At 71.8% G+C, this 16214-nt stretch carries 12 protein-coding genes; 8 read left to right on the top strand and 4 right to left on the bottom strand.

The genetic code is table 11. From position 1 onward, the window contains the following. Positions 1-36: 36 nt before the first annotated feature. Positions 37-858: an IclR family transcriptional regulator gene (locus ACQPZP_RS29410; protein ID WP_433472974.1), complete on the bottom strand. Its 822-nt coding sequence runs from the start codon at positions 856-858 to the stop codon at positions 37-39. A gap of 354 nt (positions 859-1212) precedes the next feature. Here ACQPZP_RS29410 and ACQPZP_RS29405 point away from each other — a divergent pair, with 354 nt between their 5' ends. The 7 genes from ACQPZP_RS29405 (at position 1213) to ACQPZP_RS29375 (ending at position 10231) form a co-directional block, all read left to right on the top strand. Continuing rightward, complete coding sequence (locus ACQPZP_RS29405) at positions 1213-2694, top strand: aldehyde dehydrogenase family protein (RefSeq protein ID WP_433472973.1); 1482 nt, start codon at positions 1213-1215, stop codon at positions 2692-2694. Continuing rightward, the gene (locus tag ACQPZP_RS29400) at positions 2691-3692 is read left to right on the top strand and encodes a zinc-dependent alcohol dehydrogenase (protein WP_433472972.1); all 1002 of its coding nucleotides are present in this window, start codon (positions 2691-2693) and stop codon (positions 3690-3692) included. The genes ACQPZP_RS29405 and ACQPZP_RS29400 overlap by 4 nt, the downstream gene beginning before the upstream one ends. A gap of 73 nt (positions 3693-3765) precedes the next feature. Beyond that, positions 3766-5571, top strand: a complete 1806-nt coding sequence (locus ACQPZP_RS29395; RefSeq protein WP_433472971.1) for a thiamine pyrophosphate-binding protein — start codon at positions 3766-3768, stop codon at positions 5569-5571. 62 nt (positions 5572-5633) lie between these two features. Next, a complete protein-coding gene (locus ACQPZP_RS29390) occupies positions 5634-6791 on the top strand; it encodes an ABC transporter substrate-binding protein (RefSeq protein WP_433472970.1) in 1158 nt (385 codons plus the stop codon). 16 nt (positions 6792-6807) lie between these two features. After that, positions 6808-7677: a branched-chain amino acid ABC transporter permease gene (locus ACQPZP_RS29385; RefSeq protein ID WP_433472969.1), complete on the top strand. Its 870-nt coding sequence runs from the start codon at positions 6808-6810 to the stop codon at positions 7675-7677. After that, a complete protein-coding gene (locus ACQPZP_RS29380) occupies positions 7674-9515 on the top strand; it encodes a branched-chain amino acid ABC transporter ATP-binding protein/permease (protein WP_433472968.1) in 1842 nt (613 codons plus the stop codon). The genes ACQPZP_RS29385 and ACQPZP_RS29380 overlap by 4 nt, the downstream gene beginning before the upstream one ends. Next, positions 9512-10231 (top strand): ABC transporter ATP-binding protein, encoded by a 720-nt coding sequence (locus tag ACQPZP_RS29375; protein WP_433472967.1) that lies wholly within the window; start codon positions 9512-9514, stop codon positions 10229-10231. Before ACQPZP_RS29380 ends, ACQPZP_RS29375 begins: the two co-directional genes overlap by 4 nt. Before the next feature lie 45 nt (positions 10232-10276). Here ACQPZP_RS29375 and ACQPZP_RS29370 read toward each other — a convergent pair whose 3' ends face one another. Continuing rightward, the gene (locus ACQPZP_RS29370; RefSeq protein WP_433472966.1) at positions 10277-11269 is read right to left on the bottom strand and encodes a ThuA domain-containing protein; all 993 of its coding nucleotides are present in this window, start codon (positions 11267-11269) and stop codon (positions 10277-10279) included. 194 nt (positions 11270-11463) lie between these two features. Here ACQPZP_RS29370 and ACQPZP_RS29365 point away from each other — a divergent pair, with 194 nt between their 5' ends. Continuing rightward, positions 11464-13623, top strand: a complete 2160-nt coding sequence (locus ACQPZP_RS29365) for a PQQ-binding-like beta-propeller repeat protein (protein ID WP_433472965.1) — start codon at positions 11464-11466, stop codon at positions 13621-13623. Positions 13624-13648: 25 nt separating this feature from the next. Here ACQPZP_RS29365 and ACQPZP_RS29360 read toward each other — a convergent pair whose 3' ends face one another. Both ACQPZP_RS29360 and ACQPZP_RS29355 read right to left on the bottom strand, forming a co-directional pair. Next, positions 13649-14311, bottom strand: a complete 663-nt coding sequence (locus ACQPZP_RS29360) for a TetR/AcrR family transcriptional regulator (protein WP_433472964.1) — start codon at positions 14309-14311, stop codon at positions 13649-13651. A gap of 38 nt (positions 14312-14349) precedes the next feature. Further along, a complete protein-coding gene (locus tag ACQPZP_RS29355; protein ID WP_433472963.1) occupies positions 14350-16194 on the bottom strand; it encodes a bifunctional sugar phosphate isomerase/epimerase/4-hydroxyphenylpyruvate dioxygenase family protein in 1845 nt (614 codons plus the stop codon). Positions 16195-16214: the final 20 nt, after the last annotated feature.

Raw genomic sequence — 16214 nt, 5'->3', positions numbered from 1 at the left:
CCTTCCGCCCCGCCGTGCGGACGGCGGGGCGATTGGTCAGTGCGTGGGGCTGAGCGGGTGGTCGAAGCCGCGTTCGGACATCTCCTGGGCGACCTGCCGCAGGTCCTCGGCGAACTCCCGGACGACGTCGTCGGGGAACCGGACGGTGGGGCCGCTGAGCGACAGCGCCGCGACGACCGCGCCCGAGCGGCCGACTACGGGGACGGCGACGGCGGACAGGCCGTCCTCGCGCTCGCCGTGGCTGACCGCCCAGCCCTGATGGGCGGCCTCGTCGATCCACTCCCGGAGCCTCTTGACGTGGCCTTCTCCGTAGGGGGAGCTGAGGGCGACGCGCCGCAGCAGCGAGTCGGGGGCGTCCCTCAGCAGTGCCTTGGACGACGCGCCCGCCCAGAGGGGGAGCTCGTCCCCGACGTGCACGACGTGGCGGAGCGGCTGCGGGCTCTCCTGCTGGGCGACGCAGACCCGGTGGATGTCGCGGAGCATGTAGAGGTTCACCGTCTCGCGGCGGCGCGCGCCCAGGTCCCGCATGGCCTTGCGGGTCTCGGGCGGCAGCTCCCAGCTGCTGCGGGCCAGGTGCGCCCAGCGCCAGAGGCCGGGGCCGGGCAGGTAGCCGTTGGGCGCGGCCCACAGCAGGCCGTTCTGCTCCAGGGTCTGGACGAGCCGGATCACCGTCGTCTTCGCCAGGCCGGTCGCCTCGACGATGTCCCGGACGGACACGACGGGACGCTCCTCGCTCAGCAGTGACATGATCTCGATGGCGCGCTGAACACTGCGAACGCCCTGCGCGTCGCCGGCGGGCGGGGTGCCCGGGTCCTCGGCCGGGCCGGAACGGGCCTCCGGCCGCTTCGCTGGACTCACTGGTCTTCGCTCTCCCCGCTCTCGTGCTCGGACGGCTGCGGTCCGTACGTTACACGCAGTCCACACAGTGGTCTAGTTGGACCGTCAGTCGGTTCATCATCGTCGCCCGGCGGGAAATCCGTCCCGTCCCCTTCCCTCGATCCGCCCGGTCGCCTATAACTAACTCACTGGTTCGAACATTAGAGACGCGGTCGGATCCGGGGAGGTGGCCGGGCATGCGCGAGTGCCACGCCCGCGGCCCGGTCGCGACTTTTCCGGCGGCGGGCCCTTGTCAGGGTCCCGAACCGCCCCTTACGTTGACTCGCAATCCATATAACGGAACTCATAGACCGCTGAGTGGTCCAGGAGGGCTTGATGCTGGAAGCCTTGCTCGCATCCGCATCCGAGGTCAGACCGGTTGACGCGGCGGCGCTCATCGGTGGCCGATGGGTCACGGAAGGTCCGCAGAGTGAACGAGTTGGACCGTATTTGCGACGTCCGGTGAGCCGGGCGCCGGCCGCCTCCACCGAGGACGTGGCGGCCGTCCGCGCCTTCGCGCGCTCCTCGGCCCGCGTCGTGGGACGCCTGGCTCCCGCCGTCCGGGCGGAGGTGCTGGAGCGCGCCTCCGCCGCCGCGTCCGCGAACCGCGACGGCCTGGCCCGCCTGCTCGCCCTCGAACTGGGCAAGCCCGTCAAGGACGGGCGCGGGGAGATCGATCGCGTCGCCGACACGTTCGCCGTCTGCGCGGCCGAAGCGCGGCGGATCGGCGGAGAGACGCTTCCGGTCGCGGGATGGGCCCGGGGCATCGGCGACACCGCCTTCACCTACCGGGCACCGGCCGGCGTCGCGCTCGCCATCACGCCGTTCAACGCCCCCGCCAACCTGCTGGCCCACAAGCTGGGCGCCTCGTTCGCGGCCGGCAACACCACGATCGTCAAGGCGCCGCCGCAGGCCCCCGCGACCTCGGCCGCCGTCGTGGCGCTGCTGACCGAGGCCGGGATGCCGTTCGAGGCCGTCCAGTTGCTGCACGGCGACGGTTCCGTCGGCGCGGCCCTGTGCGCGGCCGGCGAGGTCGCCGTCATCAGCTTCACCGGCGGCGCGGCCACCGGCGCCGCGGTCGCCCGCGCGGCGGGCGCGAAGCGCCTGGTCCTGGAGCTGGGCGGCAACGCCGCGACGATCGTGTGCGAGGACGCCGACATCGCCGAGGCGGCCCGCGTCTGCGCCCGCACCGGATACAGCAACTCCGGCCAGAGCTGCATCTCCGTCCAGCGCGTCTACGTGCAGCGCTCCCGGTTCTCCGAGTTCCTGGACCTGTTCGCCGGGCACGTCGCCGCCCTCAGGGTCGGCGACCCCCTCGACCCGGACACCGACGTCGGCTCGATGGTCGACGAGGAAGCCGCCGAGCGGGTCGTGCGCTGGAGCGCGGAGGCCGCGGCGGCCGGGGGACGCGTCGTCCTCGGCGGGAAGCGGGACGGCGCCACCGCCGCGCCGACCATCGTGGCCGATCCGCCCGCCGGCGCCTCGGTCGTCACCGAGGAGGTCTTCGGGGCGCTCGTCGCGGTCCTGCCGTTCGACGACCTCACCGAAGTGATCGAGCACTGCAACGAGAGCCGCTACGGCCTGCAGGCCGGCCTGTTCACCCGCGACCTCGACCGGATCGTCACCGCCTGGCGGGACCTGGACGTCGGCGGGCTCGTCGTCAACGGCTCCTCCAACCACCGGCTCGACCACGTCCCGTTCGGCGGGGTGAAGGACTCCGGCTTCGGACGGGAGTCGCCGCGCTGCATGATCGAGGACTTCACGGTCGTGAAGACGATGATCCTCCGCGGCACCTCCCTCTGGGGAGCGCGCGCATGAGGGCCGTCACGCTGGTCTCGCCGGACAGGGTGGCGGTCGTCGACGACTGGCCCGAGCCGTCCTGCGGACCCGGCGACGTCATCGTCGGGGTGCACGGCGTCGGCCTGTGCGGCTCCGACATGGCGGTGGTCTCCGGGCGCCGCAAGGTGCCGGTGCTGCCGTGGGTGCTCGGGCACGAGGCGTTCGGCGTCATCCTCGCCGCAGGCGCCGGCGTCACCGACCGGGTGCCCGGACAGCGGGTGGTCGTCGAGCCCAACTACGCGTGCCTGGCCTGCGAGCCGTGCCGGTCGGGCGCCACCGCCGGGTGCCGCAACCGGCGGGTCGTCGGGATCTCCGAGCCCGGCCTGCTGGCGGAGCGCGTCGCGGTGCCGGCCCGCTTCACCTGGCCCGTCCCCGAGCTGTGGGAGGACGCCGACGTCGTCTGCGTCGAGCCGTTCACCGTCGCGCTCAACGCGGTCCGCATGAGCGGCCTCGGCGACGGGGACCGCTGCCTCGTCGTCGGCGCCGGCTCCCAGGGTCTCCTTGTGTCGCTGGCCGTGCTCCACGCCGGGGGAGTGCCCTTCGTGACCGAGCCTCATCCCGGACGCAGGGAGCTCGCCCTCCAGATGGGGGCCCAGGACGCCGCCGCTCTGCCGGACGAGGCGACGTTCCCGGTGGTGATCGAGACCTCCGGGGTGCCCGAGGCGTTCGAACGCGCCGTGGAACGCACCGCCGACGGCGGCACCCTGATCGTGGTCGGGCAGAACCCTCGTCCCGCCCGCCTTTCCACCTTCGCCCTCGTGCAGCGGCGGCTGACCCTGCGCGGATGCCTCATCTACGACCACCCCACCGGATTCGCCCACACCCTCGCGACGCTCCGCGGGCACGACCTGCGGCCCGGCCGCGTGCTGCGCGAGCGCTTCGACCTGGCGCAGGCGCCGGACGCGTTCGCGCGCGCCGCCGCCGTCGCCGGCAAGACCTGGATCAGCCTGCCCCGAGCAGAGGAGACGGCCCGATGACCGCAGCGAAGCGAGGATCTTCGGACCGTCCGCCCGGGGGGCTGGGGGCCGTCCCCCAGGAAGGCAGGGCCCGATGACCGTGGACGCCCGGCCCCGCACCGACCCCGCGCCGGACGAGGCCGCGCCGGTACCGGCCGCCGAGGCGCTCGTCCGCCGCCTTGAGGCCTACGGCGTCGAGTACGTCTTCGGCACCTGCGGGCACACCAACATCGCGCTGCTGGACGCGCTCGGCCGCAGCCCCATCGAGTTCGTCATCGCCCGGCACGAGCAGGCGGCCGCGCACGCCGCCGACGGCTACGCCCGCGCCTCCGGCCGCCCCGGGGTGCTCCTGCTGCACGTCGGGCCGGGGATGATGAACGCCGTCACCGGGGTGGCGACCGCCGCGATGGACTCGGTACCGCTCGTCGCGATCTCCGGCGACGTCCCGTCCTACTTCCACGGCCGCCACCCGCACCAGGAGGTCAACCTCCACACGGACGCCGACCAGACCGCCGTCTACCGGCCGTTCGTCAAGCGGGCCTGGCACGTGCACCGCGCCGAGGACCTGACCCGGTTCACCGAACGCGCCTTCTGGACCGCCACGTCCGGGCGCCCCGGCGCCGTACTCCTCAACGTCCCGATGGACCTGTTCTCCCGGCCGGTCGTCCCGGACCACCGCCCGCTGCCCGCCAGTGCGGCGGCACCCGACCTGCCGGCGCCGGTGGCCGGACGCATCGCGGGGATGCTCGCCGGCGCCGAACGGCCGCTGGTCTACCTCGGCGGCGGGCTCCGCGAAGGGGCGGGACGCGACGCGCTGCTCGCGCTCGCCGAGCACCTGGACATCCCGATCGCGCACTCGCTGATGGCCAAGGGCGCCGTCCCCGACGACCATCCGCTCCTGTTCGGCATGCCCGGATTCTGGGGACTGGAGGAGACCAACGAGTACACCCGCGACGCCGACGTCGTCCTCGCCCTGGCGACCCGGTTCGCCGAGACCGACGCCAGCTCGTGGGACGACCGCCACACCTGGAACCTCGGCGCCGGCCCCGGGTCCGGGCGGCTCGTCCAGATCGACATCGACGCCGCCGAGATCGGCCGCAACTACCCGGTGGAGATCGGCGCCGTCGCCGACGTGACGCTCGCGGTTCAGGCCATCGAGAGGGCGGTGCGCGAAGTCCACCCCGACCCGGTCGGCCGTCCCGCCCTCCGCGAACGGATCCGTGCCGCCCGCACCGGCCTGTTCGCCGGGAGCCGCGAACGGGGCCGCGCCGACGACTTCCCGCTCCGGCCGGAGCGCATCCTCGCCGACCTGCGCGACGCCCTCCCGGCGGACGCGGTGCTCGTCACCGACGTCGGATGGAACAAGAACGGCGTCGCCCGGTGCTACGAGCTGCCCGCCGAAGGGCGCTTCATCACCCCCGGAGGCGCCTCGACGATGGGCTTCGGCCCCGCCGCCGCGATCGGCGTCCAGATCGCTCAGCCGGACCGGGTCGTCGTCGCGCTCGTCGGCGACGGAGGCATGAGCGCGCAGCTCCCGGCCGTGCCGATGGCCGTCGAGCGGGGCCTGCCGGTGATCTTCGTGGTGATGAACAACCGCGCGCACGGCACGATCGCCGACCTGCAGTCCGCCAACTTCGGCGCGAGCTACGGATGCGAGTTCCGCGATCCCGCCGGACGCCCCTACAGCCCCGACTTCGCCGCCTTCGCCAGGGCGTGCGGAGCCGACGGATACGACGTCCCGGCGCCGGCGGACCTGCCGCGGGCGCTGCGGGCGGCGACGGCCGGGCGGCGACCCGCCGTGCTGGACGTGCCCATGGTCAATGAGCCGGTGCCGACACCCGGGCACTGGAACATCAACGACATCTACCAGGGTGTCTTCCCGGAACGGGGGACGCGATGACCCGCGTGCCCGCCTCACTCCGACACCGCCCGCCCCGTTGTCCCACCCCCCGAGGTGACATCATGCGAAACCGTTCCAGACTCCGCCTGCCCGGGCTCGCCGCCGGCGTGCTCGCCGCCGTCCTCGCCGCGGGCTGCGCCGCCCCCGGCGAGTCGGACGACTCCGGCTCCGGCGGCACCGGCCCCATCAAGATCGCCCTGGTCGACGCGCAGAGCGGCCAGCTCAGCTCGCTCGGCAAGTGGGAGCACAAGGGCGCCAAGCTCGCCGTCGACGAGTGGAACAAGGCCGGCGGGATCAACGGCCGGACGGTCCGCCTCGACGTGTTCGACGACCAGGGCGACCCGACGGTCGGCACCAACCTCGCCCGCAAGATCGACAGCCAGGGCTACATCGCGATGCTCGGCACCGCGGAGAGCGCCGTCACGATCGCGATGGCGCCCACGCTGCGGACGGCCGAGATCCCCAACATCGCGTCCGGCCAGTCGCCGGGGATGGTGGCGCTGAAGAGCCCGTTCCTGTTCCTCAACGGGCCGACCAGCACCACCTACGACGAGACGCTCGCCAAGTACGTCGTCGACGGCAAGAAGCTCAAGAAGATCGCGATGATCACCAACAACGGCGCGTACGGGAAGGGCGAGCACGACGCCTTCCTCAAGGCGCTGTCGGACCGGGGCGTCAAGCCGGTCGCCGACCAGGTCGTCACCACCGACCAGAAGGACTTCAGCGCGCAGCTCACCAAGATCCGGCAGAAGTCGCCCGAGGTCGTCTTCCTCGGCGCCGAGGAGGTCGAGTCCGGACTGATCGTCAAGCAGGCCCGCGACCTCGGCATCGACGCGCCGTTCGCCGGCGCCGCCCCCCAGGGCACCCCGGTCTACCTCGACACCGCGGGCGCGCGGAACGCCGAGGGCACGATCGTCAGCTCGCCCTACCTCGGCAACGACATCAGCGACGCTTCCAAGAAGTTCGCCGCCGCCTACAAGGCCGCCTACGGCGAGGACGCCGAGATGCACGGCGCCAAGGCCTACGACGGCGCGCAGATCCTGCTCACGGCGCTGAAGAACTCGGGCGTCGCGAAGGGCAGGAAGCTGGCCGACGCGATCAGGGCGGTGAAGTACCAGGGGTTGCTCGGCAACTTCGCCTACGACGAGACCGGGGTCGGTATCAAGATCACCTCCATCGGAATCATCAGGAACGGGAAGCTCGTCAAGGCCGGCGGCTGACCGGGGAGGCGGAACGATGCAGGTCTTCCTTCAGACGCTGATAGGCGGGCTGAGCCTCGGCGCGATCTACGCCCTGGTCGCGATGGGGTTCTCCCTCGTCTACCGCACCATGGGGCTGGTCAACTTCGCGCACGCCGACGTGCTCATGATCGGCGCCTATGCCGCGTCCACCTTCTACATGTCCACCAGACTGCCGTTCGCGGTGGCGATGGCGCTCGCGATCGCGGTGACCGGGCTCATCGGCCTGTTCATCGAGCGGGTGCTGCGCCCGCTGGAGAACAAGGACTTCACGCTGATGCTGATCGGCACGATCGGCTTCGGGATGGTCCTGCAGGCGGTCGCCGTCCTGATCTGGGGCGCCACCGGGCGCGCCGTGTCGTCCCCGGTGGGCGGCGCCCCGCTGGAGTTCGCCGGGCTGCGGGTCCGCACCTACGACCTGGTCGTCCTCGCCATCGCCGCCGTAGCGGTCGTGCTGCTGGCCGGTTTCCTGCAGCGCACCAAGATGGGCGCCGCCATGCAGGCGGTCGCGATGGACCACGAGGCGGCCACCGCCGTCGGCATCCACGTCGGCCGCAGCAACGCGATCGCGTTCGCCATCGGCGCGGGGCTCGCCGCGCTGGCGGGCGGGCTGGTCGGCCCGCTGCTGTACGTGAACCCGACGATGGGCGGGACGATCGGGATCAAGGGGTTCGCGGCCGCCATGCTCGGCGGCTGCGGCAACATCCCGGGCGCCATCGCCGGCGGCTTCGCCATCGGGATCCTGGACTCCTTCGCCGCCGGGCACTTCCAGGGCTACTCCGAGCTGGTCGTGTTCCTGGTGTTCACGGTGGCGATCATGATCCGGCCGACCGGGCTGTTCGGCGAGATGACGGTGAGCCGCGCATGACGGACCTGCTCAGGCATCCCCGCACCCCGCGGCTCGGCGGGATCGCGGTGCTCGTCGCCGCGGCCTGGATCCTGCCGTACCAGGTCGGGAGCTACGCGATCCACGTCGTCGACATCGCGCTGGTGTTCGCGCTGCTGGCGATCGGGATGGGCCTCGCCATGGGCATCGCGGGCCAGATCAACCTCGCGCAGGTCGCCTTCTTCGGGGTGAGCGCCTACGCGACCGCGATCCTCACCACCCACAACGGGCTCGGGTTCTGGCCGGCCGCCGCGCTGGCGATGCTGGCGTCCGCGGTGGTCGGGCTGCTCGTCGGCATCCCGGCGCTGCGGATGCAGTCGCACTACCTCGGCATCGTCACGCTCGGGCTCGCGCTCGGGTTCATCAACTGGACGACGAACGCCGAGATCGCCGGCGGCGCCGAGGGCATCTCGGCCATCCCCGTCCCGCCGATGTTCGGCATCGACCTGTCCAGCGAGTACCTCTACTACTACCTGGAAGTGGTGGTGTTCGCGCTCGCGCTGCTGTTCGGGCGGTTCGTCGTCCGGACCGGCCTCGGCCGGCGGATGATGGCGATGCGCGACGACCCGCTGGCCGCGGGCGCGGTGGGGGCGGAGATCCCGCTGCTGAGGATGACGGCGTTCATGTTGTCCAGCGTGTTCGGCGGTCTGGCCGGTGTGCTGTACGTGGGCCTGATCCGCTACATCGCGCCGGACACCTTCAACATCGCCAACATGTTCCTGCTGCTGGCGATGGTCGTCATCGGCGGCCGGCAGAGCCTGGTCGGCTGCGTCGTCGGCGCGGTCGGCCTCACGCTGATCCGCGAGCAGCTGGTGGACCACCCCACCTACGCGCAGCTCGGTTTCGGCGTGGTCGTGGTGCTCATGGTGGTCTTCGCGCCGACCGGCCTGGCGGGTGTCCCCGCCCGGCTGAAGGCCGTCGTCGACCGGCGCCGCGGCAGGTCCGCCGACCGCGCCGTGCTCGGCCCGTTCCGGCCGTACGAACCCGTTGAGGACACGAGGGCGGAGAAGGACACGACGCCGATGCTGGAGATCGAGAACCTCTCCAAGCAGTTCCGCGGGCTGAAGGCGCTCAAGGACGTCTCCCTCACCGTGGAACGCGGCGAGATCAGGGGCATCGTCGGCCCGAACGGCTCGGGAAAGACGACCCTGTTCAACGTCATCAGCGGCTTCTACAAGGCGTCCGGCGGGCGGGTGCTCATGGACGGCCGGGTCATCTCGGGCGGACGCCCGTACCGGCTGTCGATGCTCGGCCTGGCCCGCACCTTCCAGAACCTCCGCCTGTTCGGGGAGCTGTCCGTCCGCGACAACCTGCTCGTCGCGCTGGACCGGTCGCGCACCCGCGCCATCTGGCGGTACGTGCTGTGGCCGGTCGGCGTCTGGCGGCAGGAGCACCGGCTGCACCGGCAGGCGGACGATCTGCTCGGCCGCTTCGGGCTCGGCGAGTTCGCCGGGGCGCCGCCGGGCTCGCTGCCCTACGGCATCCAGCGCCGTATCGAGATCGCCCGCGCCATGGCCGGCTCGCCCCGGCTGCTGCTGCTGGACGAGCCGGCGGCCGGGCTGAACGGCGAGGAGGTCCGCCAGCTCTCCGAGATCGTCCGGTCCATCCGCGACAGCGGCGTCACCGTCGTGCTCATCGAGCACAACATGGGCCTGGTCATGTCGCTGTGCGAGCGGGTCACCGTGCTGGCGGGCGGCGGCGTGATCGCCGAGGGGACGCCCGCAGAGGTGGCCGGCGACCACGCCGTGATCGAGGCGTACCTCGGCGACTCGGCGATGGCCGGCATGCCGCTGCCGGACACCACGGAGGTGAGCCGATGAAGGCGGGAACCCTCACGGTGGAGGACCTCTCCGTCCACTACGGGGGCGTCTGCGCGGTCAGGTCGATCGGGTTCACGGTGGCGCCGGGCCAGTCGGTCGGCATCATCGGCGCGAACGGGGCGGGCAAGACGTCCACGCTCAAGGCGCTGATGGGGCTGGTGCCGCGCAGCGGCGGCCGGATCCGGTTCGGCGACACCGACCTGGCCAAGGTCAAGGCGCGCGACGTGGTGCGGCACGGGATCGGCTACGTCCCGGAGGGGCGGCACGTCTTCCCCGGCCTCACCGTCGAGAAGAACCTGATGCTCGGTGCGTACGCCCGGTCGTGGCGCGGCGACGGCACCGGGGAGGCGCTCGCCGAGGTGTACGAGCTGTTCCCCGTGCTGAAGAAGATGCGGTCCCGGCTCGCCGGGGCGCTGTCCGGCGGGCAGCAGCAGATGCTGGCCGTCGGCCGCGCGCTGATGTCGCGGCCCCGCCTGATCCTGCTGGACGAGCCGTCCATGGGACTGTCGCCGAAGCTCGTCGAGGACATCCTCGCCGTCCTGGTGCGGCTGCGCGAGGAGGGGCTCAGCCTGCTGCTCGTCGAGCAGAACGCCAAGCTGACGTTCGAGGCGACGAGCGACTGCGTGGTCATGGAGAACGGCGAGGTCGCCATGACCGGGACCTCCCGGGAACTGCGCGAGGACGTCCAGGTCCGGCGCATCTACCTGGGCCTGTAGCGGGGGCCTGTAGCGGGCGGCGCCGCCCCGCTACAGGCCCTGCCGTCACCGGCAGAAGGGCTTCTTGCCCATGGCCGACTCGATGCCGTTGAGCAGCAGCGTCCGGAACTGCGGGGCGCCGGCGAAGTTCGTCCCGTCGTCGGTGAAGGCCTTGGCGTCATGACCGAGCGTGGTGAGCCAGGCCCGTCCGCCGTCGTAGTACTGGCACCAGGCCACGGGGTGGAAGGACCCGTGCCCCGGATGCCCCGACCCGCCCCTCACTCCCTCCGGCAGGGACTTCTCGTCCACGGCCGCGAGGAACCGCACCCGGGACGGGAACGGGACGAGGTTGTACCACTCGTCGCCGAACGTCCAGCGACCCGGAAGGCCGGCGGTGGAGACGTCCTTGCGGTCCACGGTCTGGACGGTCCCGGTCTGCGCGTGCCCGTGGTCGTAGTAGTTCGCGCCGCCGAGGAGCCCCTCGTACCAAGGCCAGTTGTACTCGGTGCCGAACGCGTTGTGGACGCCCACGAACCCGCCGCCGCCGCGGATGTACTGGCGCAGCGACGTCTGCGCGGCGTCGTCCAGGGTGTCGCGCGTGGTGCTCATGAAGATCACGGCGTTGTACCTGAACAACCGTGCGGGGGTCGAGAGCTGGGTGACGTCCTCGGTCCAGTCGACCGCGAACCCGTTCTCCTCGCCCATCTTCACCAGGGCCTTCTGCGCGACGTTCGCGTCGCCGAGCGGCGGGTTCAGCCCGGCGGCGAGGACGGGGCCGAGGTTGGCGTGCCGGGGTCCGGCGGTCCGGCTGTAGACGAGCACCCGGTAGCCCTCGGCGGGGTCGAAGTCGCCCCAGTCGTGATAGCAGCCCGGGTCGGTGCCCCGGCAGACGCCGTAGTCGGGGTCGCCGAGCTGCTGCGCGCCGCGGGCCGGGGGCTCGGCCCGGGTGCCGCCCGCCGACGCGGGCAGCCCGGTGAGCAGCGTGGCCGCGACCAGCGCGGCGGCGGTGCCGGTCGCGGCCGTCACCGCGGTCAGCAGATGGGACGAGGGTCTTCTCATGGTCCGGATTCCTTCCCGACAGAGGCGATCGAAGGTCCGTCTAGCGGTACAGAGTTACCGTTCAGAGGTTGTAGGACGATCTCACGAGGACGGGAAAGCGGCAATACCTTGCCAACTTCGCATCTGCGGCTTACCGTGTCGTCCGTTGATCGGACTCATCAGTCCACCTAGTGGACCTTGAGTTGGGAGAGCAGATGGACCGACGGAACTTCCTGACCGGTGCCGCCGTCATTGGCGGAACGGCCGCCTTCACCCCGCTCCTCGCACCGGAGGCCGAGGCGGCGGCGCGCCCCCGGCTCGCCCTCCCGGTGCCCGAGCAGTCCCGCCGCCTCGGCCGCGCGGCCCGCGACTTCCCCAAGGTCTGCGGGGACTACGGCAACCAGAACCACTCCTCGCTGCGGGGGATCACGCGGGGCAACGTCCGGCACCTCGGCGGCGCGTGGCACGTCAACCTGGAGGGCGGCAGCACCCAGGCGCGCTCGCAGCAGAGCTGCATCGTGGCGCAGGACGGCGTGCTCTACGTCCAGACCGGCCAGCAGAACGTCTTCGCGGTGGACGGCCGCACGGGCGAGGTCAGGTGGAAGACCAACGTCGGTGCCGAGCAGACCAACATGCGCGGGGTCGGCCTCGGTGAGGGGCTCGTCTTCACCACGTCCGGCGCCAACATCGTCTACGCCCTCGACCAGCGGACCGGAGCGGTCGTCTGGCAGCGTGAACTGCTCGTCGCGGGCGAGGGCGACCCGGACTGCGACCCGCAGACCGGGCAGTGCGGCGGCAACCGCGGCGGGCTCGCCGGCGCCATCGTCTACTGGGACGGCCTCATCTACCTCGGCACCGAGGGCAGCACCGCGGGCGCGCGCGGGCGCGGATACGCACTGAACGCCCGGACCGGGGAGACCGCCTGGATCTTCTGGGGCCCGCCCGGGCCGGGCGAGTACGGCAACGACACCTGGGAGGGCGAGACCTGGAAGACCGGCGGCGCCGTCTGCTGGATCCACCCGGCGGTCGACCCCGGGCTCGGCCTCGTCTACTGGACGTTCGGCAATCCCTATCCCCGCACCAACGGCTCCACCCGCGGCGGCACGAACCTGTTCTCCAACTGCCTGGTCGCCATCGACGCCAAGACCGGCGAGCGGCGCTGGCACTTCCAGTCGGTGCACCACGACATCTGGGACTTCGACAACGTGATGGCCCCGGTGCTGTGCGACCTGAAGATCGGGCACCGCACGCGCAAGGTCGTCGTGTACGGCAGCAAGACCGGGATGTACTACATCCTCGACCGGGAGAACGGGAAGCCCGTCCACGGCATGACCGAGCGCCCCGTCCCGCAGGACCCGCGGCAGAAGACGTGGCCGACGCAGCCGTTCCCGGGCGGCGAGCCGTTCGTCCACCAGTCGCCGAGTTTCCACGACACCACGAGGCCCGTCCCGTACTACCCGACCGGGGAGATCTACACGCCGTTCTGGGACGACGCGACCATCCTGTTCCCCGGCGCGGGCGGCGGCGCGGACTGGTCGTACCTGTCCTTCAGCCCGCACACCGGGTTCGTCTACGTCGGGTACGGGCTCGTGAACTCCGCCTACTCCAACACCAACGGCGGACGCGTCAACACGGCCCGCCCCCTCGGCGAGTACTTCTCCGGCGGCATCGTCGCCGTCGACCCGCGCACCAACAGGCCCGTGTGGCGCCGGGAGGGCGAATGGTCGCTGGCGCACGGCAACGGGATCCTGACCACGGCCGGGCGGGTCATGTTCCAAGGGCGTCCCGACGGCGTGCTCGTCGCCATGGACGACGCCGACGGCCGCGAGCTGTGGACGTGGCAGTGCGGCGCCGGCGTGCACACCAGCCCGATCACCTACGAGATCGACGGCGAGCAGTACCTGGCCGTGTTCGCGGGCGGAAACTGGCTGCCCTACCCCGACATCCCCAAGGGCGACCACCTGTGGGCTTTCAAGCTGAACGGAAAGGTCGGCCCCGCGCCCACGCCGAGGCCGCCGTCCAAGCGCAACCAGATCCGCACGGCCGCCGTCACGGGAGCCGTTGCCGGCAACACGGTCACGCTCGGCCGGATCTGGGACGCCTCGAAGAACGCCCCCGGCGACGAGGAGAACTTTGTCGCGCAGAACGCCATGTCGCCGCAGCACATGACGATCCCGGCCGGTACCGAGGTGACGTTCGTGAACCCGTCCGGAAACGAGCATTCGCACGGCGCCGCGTCGTTCTTCGAGCACGAGTTCAACACCGGGCGGCTGAAGCCCGGCGAGTCTTTCCGGCACACCTTCACCAAGAAGGGCGAGTTCTTCTACAACGACCCGGTCTTCCCACAGAGCACCGGAAAGATCGTCGTCCAGTGAGTCGTGGGGCGCGGACCGCGTTCGACTAGCGGCGGCCGCCGGCGGTCAGGTAGGCGACGACCATCTCGCCGATCATCTCGCGGTGCCGGGTCCGGTGCTCGGGCGCGGTCATGTCCCGTCCGAACAGCGCGCCGAACGTGTGCTGGTTGGCGATGCGGAAGAAGCAGAACGAGCTGATCATCATGTGCATGTCGATGGCGTCGACGTCCGCGACGAAGTCGCCGCTCGCGCGGCCGGCGGCGAGGATCTGGGAGATCAGCTCCGACACCGGCCCGCCGAGGTTCACCAGCACCTCCGACTTGCGCAGGTGCTCGGCCTGGTGGATGTTCTCGATGCTGACGAGCTTGATGAAGTCCTGGTGCGCCTCGTGGTGGTCGAAGGTCAGCTCCGCCAGCGTGCGGATCGCCTCGACCGGCGCCAGATGGTGCACGTCGATGGTCGACTCCAGCGCCCTGACCTCGCCGTACGCCTTTTCCAGGACGGCGATGTACAGCTTTTCCTTGCCGCCGAAGTAGTAGTAGATCATTCGTTTGGTGGTGCGCATGAGCGCCGCCATCTCGTCCACCCTGGCGCCGGCGAATCCGTGCCGCGCGAACTCCCGCTGCGCGACGTCGAGTATCTCCGCCCGGGTGCGGTCGGCGTCGCGCTGACGCTCTCCGGCGGCGGGGGTGGCGGGCTGCGACGACATGTGACTCCACGAGGGCGATTGCTGGAGGAGAACTCATCCTATGGCGACGGGACGCGATGGGCCCGCGCGTGCTGGGCGGCGAGCCGGACCGGCGCGTTGACCGCGCCGTAGCCCCGGTAACCGCCGATCCGCTGCACGATTTCGAAGAACACCCGGCCGGAGGTGGCGGTGTAGAAGTGCAGGAATTCGCCGTGCTCGTCCCGGTCGTACAGAAGGCCCAGTCCGCGGAGCAGCCGGTGCCGTTCCGCGCCCAGGTCGTGCCGGGCTTCGAGATCGTCGTAGTAGTTCGCCGGAATGGCGAGCGGGGACAGTCCCGCGTCGCGCAGCCGGCGGGCGCTCGCGACGATGTCCCGGCTCGCGAGCGCGACATGCTGCCACGCCACGCCGGGTACCCCGTCGTGCGCGCCGACGTAGGCGACGTTCAGCGCGACCCGCACACCGCCGTCTTCGCCGGCCACCGCCCGGCTGCGCATCAGCCCGTACGGGTCTGGCAGTTCCAGGCTCTCGTGCGGGCGCAGCCCGAGCACGCTCCGGTAGAACAGCGCCGCCTCGTCGAAGTGGTGCCACGGCTGGGTGAGCGCCACATGGTCGATGTGGGTGATCTCGCCGCCGGCCGCGGGCGGGCGCCGGTCCGCGGCGAAGTCGTCGGTCCAGCTCGTGTGGTCGGGACGGCCCGTCCGGCAGAAGAACAGCTCGGTGCCGTCGGGGGCCGCCACGGCGTCCAGCGGCGCGTCGTGCGGGCCCCGCAGCCGGGGCAGGACGGGTGACAGCAGCGCCTCGGCGCGCTTCACGGACGCGGCGGGATCCGGGGACTCCAGCCCGATCGCGCCGAGGGCGGGGCCGTCCTGGCTCTCCGCGCTCCCGCGGTTCAGCAGGATCCGTGCCCGCCCCTGCTCCCAGAGTTCCACCGGCTTGCCGGTGTGCGTCCCGGTGCGGGTGAAGCCGAGACCGTCCAGCAGCCCGCCCAGCGACCCGGTGTCCGGCGTGGCCAGTTCCGCGAACGCGAACCCGCTCGGCGCCACCGGCCGCGGCGGCGGCGTGAGCGCCGCCGCCCGCTCCGTGCCGCCGAGCCGCTCGCCTGCCTGCTCCTCCAGCGCGATGAGGGAGCGCATGGCGTCCTGCGCGGTGCGCATCGCGGCGGCCTGCCGGAAGATGTCGTTGAACACCTCCAGCGAGAGCGGCCCCGCGTAGCCGGTCCGCAGGACGCTCGCGACCAGCCCCGCCACGTCGAGATCACCCTGCCCGGGGAAGCAGCGGTAGTGCCGGCTCCAGTAGAGGACGTCCATCGGCAGCGCCGGCGCGTCGGCGAGCTGCAGGAAGAAGATCTTCTCGCCCGGGATCGTCTCGATGGCGTAGGGGTCGGTGTCCCGGGCGAGGATGTGGAAGCTGTCCAGGCACAGTCCGAGATTCGGGTGGCCGGCCGCCCGGACGATGCGCCACGCGTGGTGGTAGTCGCTGACGTGCGCGCCCCAGGCGAGCGCCTCGTAGGCGATCCGGATCCCGTGCCCGGCCGCCCGCTCCGCGAGGGCCCTCATCTGCTCGGCGGCCAGGGCGTCGTCGTCGACGGCGGCTGGGGATACGTTCGAGCAGACCAGCATCAGCGAGACGCCGAGCCGTTCCATCAGCGCGAACTTGTGCTCGGCGCGGCGCAGGCCGGCGGCGAGGGTGTCGGGCGGCACCGCCTCGAAGTCGCGGAACGGCTGGTACAGGTCGATGCCCAGGCCGAGGTCGGCGGCACGGCGGCGCACGTCCTCGGGGGCGAGGTCGCCGGCGACCAGGTCGTTCTCGAAGATCTCGACACCGTCGAACCCGGCCGCGCCGGCGGCGGTCAGCTTGTCGGCGAGCGAGCCGCTGAGCGACACCGTGGCGATCGACCTGCGCATCTCGCGACCCGCCTCCCCAT

Source organism: Spirillospora sp. CA-142024, from assembly GCF_050942325.1.
GTDB lineage: Bacteria > Actinomycetota > Actinomycetes > Streptosporangiales > Streptosporangiaceae > Spirillospora.
This window is presented reverse-complemented; position numbering and strand designations above follow the sequence as displayed.

What these genes read in the sequence shown, in the direction of transcription:
- ACQPZP_RS29370 (WP_433472966.1), bottom strand. Translation starts at nt 11,269, where the DNA reads ATGAGAAGACCCTCGTCCCATCTGCTGACCGCGGTGACGGCCGCGACC.
- ACQPZP_RS29380 (WP_433472968.1), top strand. Translation starts at nt 7,674, where the DNA reads ATGACGGACCTGCTCAGGCATCCCCGCACCCCGCGGCTCGGCGGGATC.
- ACQPZP_RS29360 (WP_433472964.1), bottom strand. Translation starts at nt 14,311, where the DNA reads ATGTCGTCGCAGCCCGCCACCCCCGCCGCCGGAGAGCGTCAGCGCGAC.
- ACQPZP_RS29365 (WP_433472965.1), top strand. Translation starts at nt 11,464, where the DNA reads ATGGACCGACGGAACTTCCTGACCGGTGCCGCCGTCATTGGCGGAACG.
- ACQPZP_RS29390 (WP_433472970.1), top strand. Translation starts at nt 5,634, where the DNA reads ATGCGAAACCGTTCCAGACTCCGCCTGCCCGGGCTCGCCGCCGGCGTG.
- ACQPZP_RS29375 (WP_433472967.1), top strand. Translation starts at nt 9,512, where the DNA reads ATGAAGGCGGGAACCCTCACGGTGGAGGACCTCTCCGTCCACTACGGG.
- ACQPZP_RS29405 (WP_433472973.1), top strand. Translation starts at nt 1,213, where the DNA reads ATGCTGGAAGCCTTGCTCGCATCCGCATCCGAGGTCAGACCGGTTGAC.
- ACQPZP_RS29400 (WP_433472972.1), top strand. Translation starts at nt 2,691, where the DNA reads ATGAGGGCCGTCACGCTGGTCTCGCCGGACAGGGTGGCGGTCGTCGAC.
- ACQPZP_RS29395 (WP_433472971.1), top strand. Translation starts at nt 3,766, where the DNA reads ATGACCGTGGACGCCCGGCCCCGCACCGACCCCGCGCCGGACGAGGCC.
- ACQPZP_RS29355 (WP_433472963.1), bottom strand. Translation starts at nt 16,194, where the DNA reads ATGCGCAGGTCGATCGCCACGGTGTCGCTCAGCGGCTCGCTCGCCGAC.
- ACQPZP_RS29385 (WP_433472969.1), top strand. Translation starts at nt 6,808, where the DNA reads ATGCAGGTCTTCCTTCAGACGCTGATAGGCGGGCTGAGCCTCGGCGCG.